Raw genomic sequence first — 9812 nt, 5'->3', positions numbered from 1 at the left:
AGCGTCATAGGCTACAGGGGCTGTAGCTGAAGGCTGTGCTGCCGTCAATGAGGCCGATTTTTTAACAAGCCCTAAATTCGTAGTTGTTGCTGCGATATACTCCTTAAGTTCTCTCTTTGTGAAATACCATTTAGTACCAACTAGCTTGAAGTATAATAATACAGGGTAACTTGCTCCTGATAATGTTACTGTATCCCCCTCAGCAAGATTATTAATCGTATATCCTGTCTCTGCTGATATTGTAAATGACGATATAGGGTTATTATTTGTTCCATTACCAGTGAGAAAGACTACTATAGTATCATGTCCTGTCAGTGTTGGTACTAACCCAGAACCAGCTTTTAAATTAAGAGTTCCACTATCTTTATGGATACCATAAAAAGATTGTCCAGTAGGCTGAAAACCTATATCTTTTGAATTAGGAGAATAATTGAATACTGTATTAGCAGGGGATATAAGTCTTGAACTTGTGTCCGTATAACTTGCACCGGGTAGTATTGAAAATTGAGGGGAGAACCCTCCTCCAGTCAATGCAGGTGACATGCTTAATATCTTATGCGGGTCTAAAAGACCTGAGTTTAAAAGAGAGAAACCTGTTTTTTCATATGATGTAACGAATACATAGGAATATTTATCGCTTTCTGTATATACATAACCTATAGACCCACCAACGCATGCAGAAGACATTGTCCGTCCCATAGCGGCAGAGATACCACACCATTGCGTTACTATAGTATCAACACATGCAGGATATAAGGCACTGTTACGTAAGGCTGTTCCGCATCGCATACCGTCTAACATCCCTATCCTAACACAGCTCGTATTATTGCCATCCGTTAAGACACCGCCACCCAATATTAGTTTACCGGAATCACCGGCAATCGTAGCAGGGTCAACCCATGGAAATATAGAGAAATTATTAGCTGAATTTCTTCCAGCAATTACATGAAGTCTATCCCTTATAATTATAAATCCTTCATATTCTACTAAATTGAAATCTACATCAAGCTCTATATTTGTTCTTTGACCAAGTGATCCTGTACCACCTGTATTGGTTATTGATACAACATTACCTGAAATAGCTGCATCCTCTCCATATGTTCCGCAATCTGTAACGACTATTTTACCTAAAAAGCTTAGCCCGCCATCAAGTATTTTCAATCCCCAATATTTAAACATTGAAAAATCGAGATGTTGCACTTTCATTCTACCGCATTGGTATAAAACCATACCGACACCATTTTGGCGAGTGCTGTATGGTATGCTTCCTTTGCCTTTGAATGTTATTTTACCATTAAGGTTTTTCCCAAAATAATTGTTGAATCGTACCATCTCTTCTTCCGACGTGTAATCAGAAATAAATGTACAATCAAAATAGAGGTCAGTTATTTTTACATCTGCTCCGTTTGGCAATCCTCCATTGAATATTATTTTATCTTTTATCAAGATATTACCAATAATTTGAGGCGGTACCGTTAAGTATTTAATAGAATTAGCAAATAACTGCATTTGCACTGTGTCATCAGTTATACCATCTCCTTTTACACCTGCTTGTTTTGATGACACAAAACGTTCCTGTATCAATGAAAGAGATATAGACAATGTTGCATTGACAACATTAATAGTCAAGAAACCATCATCAGTACCGAGACTCTCCATCATAGTATAAGATGCCGATCCGCCATCACTCTCAGAGTAGTATCCTTTTGTGGTAACCTTATCATAATACCCTAGTTTTAAAAGTATTATATTCTGCAACGACATGTAACGGATATCATTTACAGTATTAACTGTCAATGTGCGACTTTTAGTTAAATCTAAGGCTTGACGTAAGTATAAACTTCCCTTTTTTCGATAAATTACATTATCTAATTTATCATCTGTCATTACCGTACCGTCTACAAAATTAGATACCTCTATGTAATTAACATTTATTCCCGATTCAGAGGAAACAATATTACTCCAAATACCATTCCCCGGATTTGTTGCCTGACCTGTGCCCATATATTTAATTTATTAATCAAAAAATTCTGTGTCTAAAATTGGATCATTTGGATTAAGTGTTATATTTTGATATGCCCAATGACCATCTTCAAAATATAAAATACTATATCCTTCAGGAACTACAATGTTTCCGAAATTAGGAAATACACCTCCAGTCAGACTTATATAATAACCTCTTACTATTGGATTCACTATATCGACAGAAGCGATTCCATTATAGCCACCTTCTACAGATGATATTATATTATATAGATCCTGAGCAGTGCCTAAATATCCTCCTGACTGTAATTTTGTTTGTTCAAAAAAATTAATTATATCTCTAAGAAGACCTCCGACACGTTTAGAAGTATTTTCCCCTTTCAATGAAGCTATATATATCTGAAAAGCTACCCTTAATAAAATGTCTACTGTTACCATAATCATTCAAATGTATAATCATAACTAGCATCAAATATGCCTCCTGTTGATAATTCATAAGGATTTATATTTGGCGATAAATATTTGTTTTCTACAACTTCTTTTATCTTTAATGGAATCGAGTTTGTAACCGTTTGCCTATTTCTATACCGAATATTATCTACAGAAACAAGCACTTTTACTTCAGATGCATCAGGATAGATTATATATATATCATCGCTATGCACCATATCCAAAATAAAATCTAACTCATCTTTTGTTTTAAAACCGGTTTCAACTTCTAACACAGACCGTGATTCTACTCTATCTCTTTTATCTTCAAAAAAACCATAAGCAGAAAGTGATTTCCACGAATATTCTTCGTTAGATTCAGGAACGCAATAAGCTTTTCCTGTAATATCAATATACTCGTAAGCGCCTAGTGAATTTTTGAATTTCAGCAGATATCTTTCTTCGGATAGAATGGATGGGATTATATTAATGCGGAAAGAATATTCTTCATTATCCGTAAATACATCAATATACTTGACATCTTCATACGAAAATTCATAGATATCAAGTATGATTTTTAAATTCATTGAACATAAAGTCCCTTTAATAAGAGGTTCAGTACTAACAACTATCCCATTACTTGAAATAAAATTTATATATGTACCCGGATGAATAAATATGAAAGAAGAAATTTCTGAGTGGCGTATTTTTATATTCTTGCTTTGCGAACGTGTCGTGAAAAGGAATTGATTGTTTTTATTATTTAATCGATAATTAAAAATATCCTTATATTCAGAATCATACAGCATTTTCAAGAAAGACTTACTTAGCCCCCCCTGAAAAGCCACGCCCGAAAACAACGTAGCACTATCCACAGAAATAGAATAAGACAGTCCGAAATTATCGATTGGCACTATTATATCCGAGTCTGATACGGTAGGCACATCAAAGAATTTTTGTAAGAGATCAGATAATTCCAAATCGGCACGGTACGGAGCACTAGCACCATAAGGATAAAGCGACAGCTCTAAACTTTCACCGGCAACATTTATAACAACCCTGAATTCGTCGTTCGTACTCGAACTGAAAACGAATGATACCGGATTTCCGGCGAAGCAATAATTGTTAGGTTGTTTTACGATCTGTACACTCATATACAAAATTTTTATCAAAAATCAGATTTTATGCAGGCATATAAAAGGACAAAAAAACATCAACTTGGACGTGGTGGAATTGCTTTTGCTACGAAATAGTAATAATAGGTTTCTATATAAATTGTATCACCCCTATCTTGAGAATTAGCATAATACACATGAAGAAATTTTCGACGTATTCTATATTTTCCGTAACCTAACTTTTCACCGTCAATAACCTGTTGTTCGGTAGGAGGCAAATACCACAATCCTTCTATATTCGGGTTCCGATCTATTACTGTAGATTCTAATAATATCAATTCTCTAAAAATATAATCCGGATATTGCGCTTGGCCTTCTGCTATCAATTTTGCCTGAAGCTTTGGAGTAGCGTCAGCCAAGTCTACGGCAGGATCTGTTACCACTTCCCACATAGAAGTTATGGGCTGCGTTTCGGGCAGGGCATGATCGCTATTCAGGTCGTAAGGACGATAAAGACGTGTTGTTCGCAGCTCCATCGATACCGTTTTGCGAGCACCCAGTATATGATTTACCTTATCGATCAATAACGGATGATTATCGACACTGTACTTGGCTTTGTAGTCTATATTGGCTAACTCATACAGCGATTTGTCGATATCAACTTTAACGACATTGTTAGAGTGACGCAAGAAGGCATCGTATTGTTTATGAAAACGATTAAAGCATCCATCTTCTCCGATAAAAGTTAATGCATATTGAAATATATTTCCGTCCTTATCTTCGAAATACACAGGATCTCTATATTCGGGAGAATAAGGAACATAAGGCAATACAGAACCCCACTTATAACCCCAATAGAACCGTTCGCCTGTAGCTCTGTCTACATTATATCCTTCGCCCATATCCCAGGCAAAAGCGAGTTTGCTGTTATTCTCTACTTCTACATCTTCTGAGTCTATTTTTAACTTAGAATTGAGTAATTGCGGACTTATACCATAATATATACGGTAATTCTTATCCATTGTGAGCCCTTCGTCTACACTGTTCAGTTCCTCATATTCCATGTCGGCTTTCTGATCCCAATCGAAATGAACCGACGAGACAATTTTAGGCGTACCATATACCAAGGATGTAATAGCATACAAACCTTGCTGCTTGGAATAGCATAAACCAAACTGATAACTTCCGGTGTCATACACAAAACGCCCTAACTGATACCTGTATTTCTTTATAAATTCGGCATACGTATCTTTCTCAGTCGACGAACGATCGAGCGAACGGGCACAGCTAAGTTTCAATTGCTTCGGCTCGGTATAGTCTATGTCAGGTAACGAAGACACATCGATCTGTGATGATGTTTTATTCTCGAATACATCCTTTAGTAAGGATATATTAACCGTATCCGAATCGCCGTCAACAAGAAAAATCATTCCGAACCGACATTGCATACTGGTCAGAAAATCGATTACCGTTACATCGGGTAGCAATTGCGAATAATCTATTTTGTTTAACACAAGTGCATCGGCCACATTATTAAGCACACATAACCGGCGAAGCTGATAGTGTTCTTTGAATGGGTTGGTGCCTATTTTATACCCGAAATGATTGAAAATACGATCGATCACATACCATACCCTTACAAAAGGAGTAACACCGTATCCTCCCGGAACATCGACCGGAACAAGTGCATTGTTTTGTACAATATTTATGGTATAAGGCCAATATAAGGTATTTGTAGTTTCAGGATCTACATCATTCAGCCTGGTAATATTTACGAGGTCGGCAGACGAAGAACTTTCAGGATTAGGATACGTTTCATCTTTCAAGGTGATTGTAAACAACGTAAGTTCGCTATCCAAGTCATCATCAATAAAAAGATTATCCATGTATTCTTTCATTTGCTGATAGTTCTTTTCGATAACAGGTAATCCCGATAAGGCTGTAAGCTTTACGCTTTTCATCTCCTCATACATCACACCTTCGGCAAAAGCAATGGTTACACCATAGCCTTTGGTTGTATTGTAAGCTGACGACAGGTACATCATGCCACGGCGCATATAGGTAGAGTCGTACACTATCACTGGAATCTTAGATATGGGCTTTGCATCTATATCGAGGCGCGAAGCATAGCCTAGCAAACGGCTATTGTTTGGCGTACGTGGTATCGATGTTGTCACCGACTTGCTACCTATGTTATTGAATATAGGCGATGTTATATTTATTTCGAGTGAAAAATCGGAAGGTATATCAAATATCTCTCCGGTATCTTTTTTGCGGATTACTATACTCATACCTAATCTTTAAGAGTGAATTTATTGTCTATATCCTGTTTCCGCTTCTTTTCGGCTTCCAGTTCGGTAATACCGATATTAGCTATCACACCGTTCTCGTTCAGGCTACGCAGCAAAAGAAGAAGCTCGATATCCAGGTCGGTATTACGATATGCACCGGCAGCAGGCGAAGCCGAAGGCGGTGTACTTACCGGACGATTGTTAAGCGAACCACCCGACGCATATCCGGCAAGGCGCTGAGAACGCAGTGCCCTGTTCAGATCGAGCGACTCCACGGTACCGTTGCGCTGTGCTTCGTCTATCAACCCGATGACAGGTGCAATTGTGGGGTTCTTTATGCCGCTATTAGAAAGTACCCATTCCCTACCCGATTCGCCGACAATCACCGTCGGACGGTCTACAAATCCCCTGCGTTCGGGATCATATACGGCATCAAACTTTTTACCATCCTGCGAACGGGTAACATTAATATATCCGCCTTCTTCTTTACCGGCTACGATAACACCCCTACTACCGCTCGAAGAAGAAGCTCCGCCCAGTGTCATATTCTTCACTTTCTCACGTTCGGCATTGGCTACGGCAAGTTGTGCCAAACCTGTAATACCCAGGAATGCGGAAGCTACAATTGCTGCCGGTAATGGCAAATCCGCATAAGCTCTCATTATAGATACAGCCGTATTTGCAATAATATCAGAAGCTTTTACGGCAAACTGTACATCGGCATATTTTTTTTCTAAATCAAGTTTTTTCTGTGCTTTTTCTTTTTCGAGGCGCTCCGTTTCTTTTGCATTCCCTTCGGCGGCAGCAATACGCACATCGTATTCAGCTTCGAGCTGTGCTGTCTCAGCGGCCATAAGGGCAGATACGGCAGATGTTGCAGCGCCTGTAACTTGAGCTACTTTTTGTGCAAATTCAATTGCATAATTCAGCTTCATATTCCATTTAGCTTTCTCGAATTCTTCTTCCGTCCAACCTTCACGCTCACGGGCAGAAATAAGAGCTTGCATTTCAGAATCATATAATTCACGCATGCCCGCTATATTATACTGTTGCTTTAGTTGTAAGTTTTTGTCTTCATATTGCCGATCAAGTCCACTAAGCAATTTTAGATATGTTTCGTAGTCGATAGCTTTATTTGCCAATAAATCATCAAACATTTTCTTATCATGTGCAAAATCTTCTTCACGGGTTGTCAAGCCAAATTGTGAACGAACATTATAGCTCGTTTCCTTCATCGATTGCGCAAGAGCTTTCCGTTTAGCAATTATATCCGTTTCGCTAGCAATTACAGCGTCTCCCGCTTCACGTACGGCTTCTGTTTTTGTTCTTCCGTTTTGTATTTCAAGGTTCTCAATATATTGCGCATATTCTTTATTAATAAGCAACCTTGTTTCCGATGCTGAAATCTCGATAAGTTCCAATTCATGAGCATTTTGATCGGCGCTTAGATTCCGTTTTTCGAGCACCAACTTTTCTTTATTGATCCACTCCTCAAGATAGCGTAACGATTCGTCACGATATCTCTTCATCTCATCAAGCCTATTTTTGTCTACCTGTGGAGAGATATCAACCAGCTTGTCTTTGGCATCGGCACGACCGCCTTTGATGTCTTCTTTAAACTTCTCGTTTGTAATATTATAATCCTTCACAAACTGATCATAAATACCAATACGGGCATTATAATATTTCGCATCGCTTTCGAGTACCAACTTTTGATATTCATCTTCCGCCAATCCTTTTTTCTCGGCATTAGCTTTTATTTCCATCAATTCGTACTTATGAGCCGTTTCCTGATTTTCGAGACGTGTCTTTAGCTCCTCCTTCTGACGGGCAAGTATTTTCGATTCTTTTTCTTCTTTAGGTGGGGTTTCGAAGCCTACACGCTGGTTGTATATTTGCTGGGCAAGTTCTCGCTGTTTCTGTATTGAAAGCTCAACTTCTGTATCTTTTACATTGTTAGTGAATGGCAATAATTGCTTCCCGTTTCGAGAAAATAAAATTTGACTAAACTTATCTGCCGATGTAATAGTTTTATTGAAGATAGCATCAATTTTTATTCCTGTATCTTTCATATTTTCGATAAGGCCTTCGTTATTAACCTTTACCTTATCTTTTGCATTCTTATGCATATTAAGCCAAGACTTCAATTGCGTATCAGTCATGGCATTGAACTCATTGCGCTTTTCTATGATTTTTTGCTCACCTTTCTGCAATGTTTCGGATGTATTTCCTGTAAAATAGTCTACAGCTCTTTCTGCCGCACCCAGCTTAGCCGTAAATTCTGCTAATTGTGCGTTTTTATTAATCAATTCTTCTTCAGTCCATGGAACAAACTCCGATTTTCCGGCAGTAGTTCCCGATGTAGATACTGTTACATTAAGTTTCCCTTTATTATTTATCTCGGCGTTTAAGTCCCGGATAGCATTTTTATATTTATCAACATCCTTCTTTGCTTCTGCCAATTGCTTCGCATACAGATAAGGAAGTACAGCTTTTTGTGTTTCGATAAATTTTCGAGCTTCTTCGCTGCTAAAGCCGATAGCACGTCCATATTGATCAAATTCTGTACGTAAATGTGGCATGGCAGCGGTTATCTGCCCCACTAAGTCGAGCATTTCCTTGTGTTCATCATCCAGCTCTTTAGATTGTCCATAGGTTAGTTTTACTTTGTCTTTAAGCTTATCGTATTTGTCGATAAGAGGCAGGATATTTACATTGAGATCAGCAACACGTTTATTCTGATCATCAAAAACCTGGCTTGCTGTACGAGAATCTCCCGCCATACTGCCAACAGCATCGGCAACATTACCCGAAAACTCGTTCCATTTGTCTGATAACCATTTTAAGCCATTTCCTATTTTTAGCTGCGCATTATCCCATTTTACGGATGCTTGTGTAGCCTTGTCGGCAGAAGTAAGAGATAGGTCGCCTTGCTTCTTGAGTTCCTCTTCTACAATCTTTGTTGTAGCTTGTGTAAAATCAAGACCTTTTTTCATTTCGGCCTTCAGGCGTGCGGCTGAGATACCAAGGTTATCAAGAATAAGCGGTGATTTACGACCTAACCCATTAATTATAGATTCGGTGAGATAGTCTACCGACTGTCCTGTTTCCTGCGCTCGCTGTTGTGCAAACTTCAGATATTTACCCAGATTGTTGATAGGAATACCAAACCGATCGGCCTTTACCGTCGATTGCATCAACACCATATCGCTTATCAATCCCTTTGTTTCTTTACGGAGCGATGTAAGAAGAGACGTATTGTTTAGTTTTGTAAATGCACGTGTTATACCTTCGGCCTTTGCGGCTACTTCGGGGGCTTTTTTCAGCCAATCTACAGCTCCGGATATAAGATTCTGAAAAATACGTAACGCAGAATACGCTACCATTAGGGGAATTACTTTCTTAATGGTATTGGCTATACCATCAAAGCGTCCTTTTACTTTCTCGCCTCCGGCAGCTACTTCTTTTTGACGGTTCTCTACTGCAACAAGTTGATCGTTGTATTTATTCCACTTGTCAAGATCTTTGTCTTTTACAATATTGTTAAGCTTACCCCTCAGATATTCGGCACGACGCGAAAGCTGATTCATCGTCATATCCGATATTTTCATATTCCGGATACTATATTCTTCTGCGTAACCGAGTTGCTTTATAGTACTGTCGTTTTTTCTTATTTGCGCTTCATACCCGGCAGCCTTTTTTGTTACAAGTTCATAGTCAGCTTGTTTTTCTTTCATTTCTTTGGAATCACCAAGACCTCTTTTCCTTAACTGATCCATCTCTTTATTCAAAGCTTTCAACTGCTCAGTGTCTCTTTTGAGTAGATCTTCCAGTTCCTTATTTTCTTCTCTAAGGCCTTTTATTCCTGCTTTAGCACCTTTCGACTCAAGTTCTATCTCTTTCATTCCTTTTGCCAGCTTGTTTATATCGACGGTTACATTACCGAAACCTTCGCTCTTGACAAGTATTGTCACTATTTCTTCTGCTTTCATAT

General features: G+C 38.5%; 5 protein-coding genes. All 5 read right to left on the bottom strand.

Annotated elements, in window-relative coordinates; translation table 11 throughout:
* Positions 1-2004 (bottom strand): hypothetical protein (locus BGO84_RS02930; RefSeq protein WP_291027507.1); only part of this gene is annotated, 2004 nt, incomplete at its 3' end.
* A gap of 12 nt (positions 2005-2016) precedes the next feature.
* Positions 2017-2421: a hypothetical protein gene (locus tag BGO84_RS02925; RefSeq protein WP_291027505.1), complete on the bottom strand. Its 405-nt coding sequence runs from the start codon at positions 2419-2421 to the stop codon at positions 2017-2019.
* A 2-nt stretch (positions 2422-2423) separates the two neighbouring features.
* On the bottom strand, positions 2424-3566 hold the full coding sequence (locus tag BGO84_RS02920) for a hypothetical protein (protein WP_291027503.1): 1143 nt from the start codon (positions 3564-3566) through the stop codon (positions 2424-2426).
* 59 nt (positions 3567-3625) lie between these two features.
* Positions 3626-5818: a hypothetical protein gene (locus BGO84_RS02915; RefSeq protein ID WP_291027501.1), complete on the bottom strand. Its 2193-nt coding sequence runs from the start codon at positions 5816-5818 to the stop codon at positions 3626-3628.
* A gap of 2 nt (positions 5819-5820) precedes the next feature.
* Positions 5821-9810 (bottom strand): hypothetical protein, encoded by a 3990-nt coding sequence (locus BGO84_RS02910; protein ID WP_291027499.1) that lies wholly within the window; start codon positions 9808-9810, stop codon positions 5821-5823.
* Between the last annotated feature and the right edge of the window lie 2 nt (positions 9811-9812).

Source organism: Dysgonomonas sp. 37-18 (assembly GCF_001899125.1).
Lineage (GTDB): Bacteria > Bacteroidota > Bacteroidia > Bacteroidales > Dysgonomonadaceae > Dysgonomonas.
Note: the sequence above shows the minus strand (reverse complement) of the source record. Positions and strands in the feature narration are given on the sequence as shown.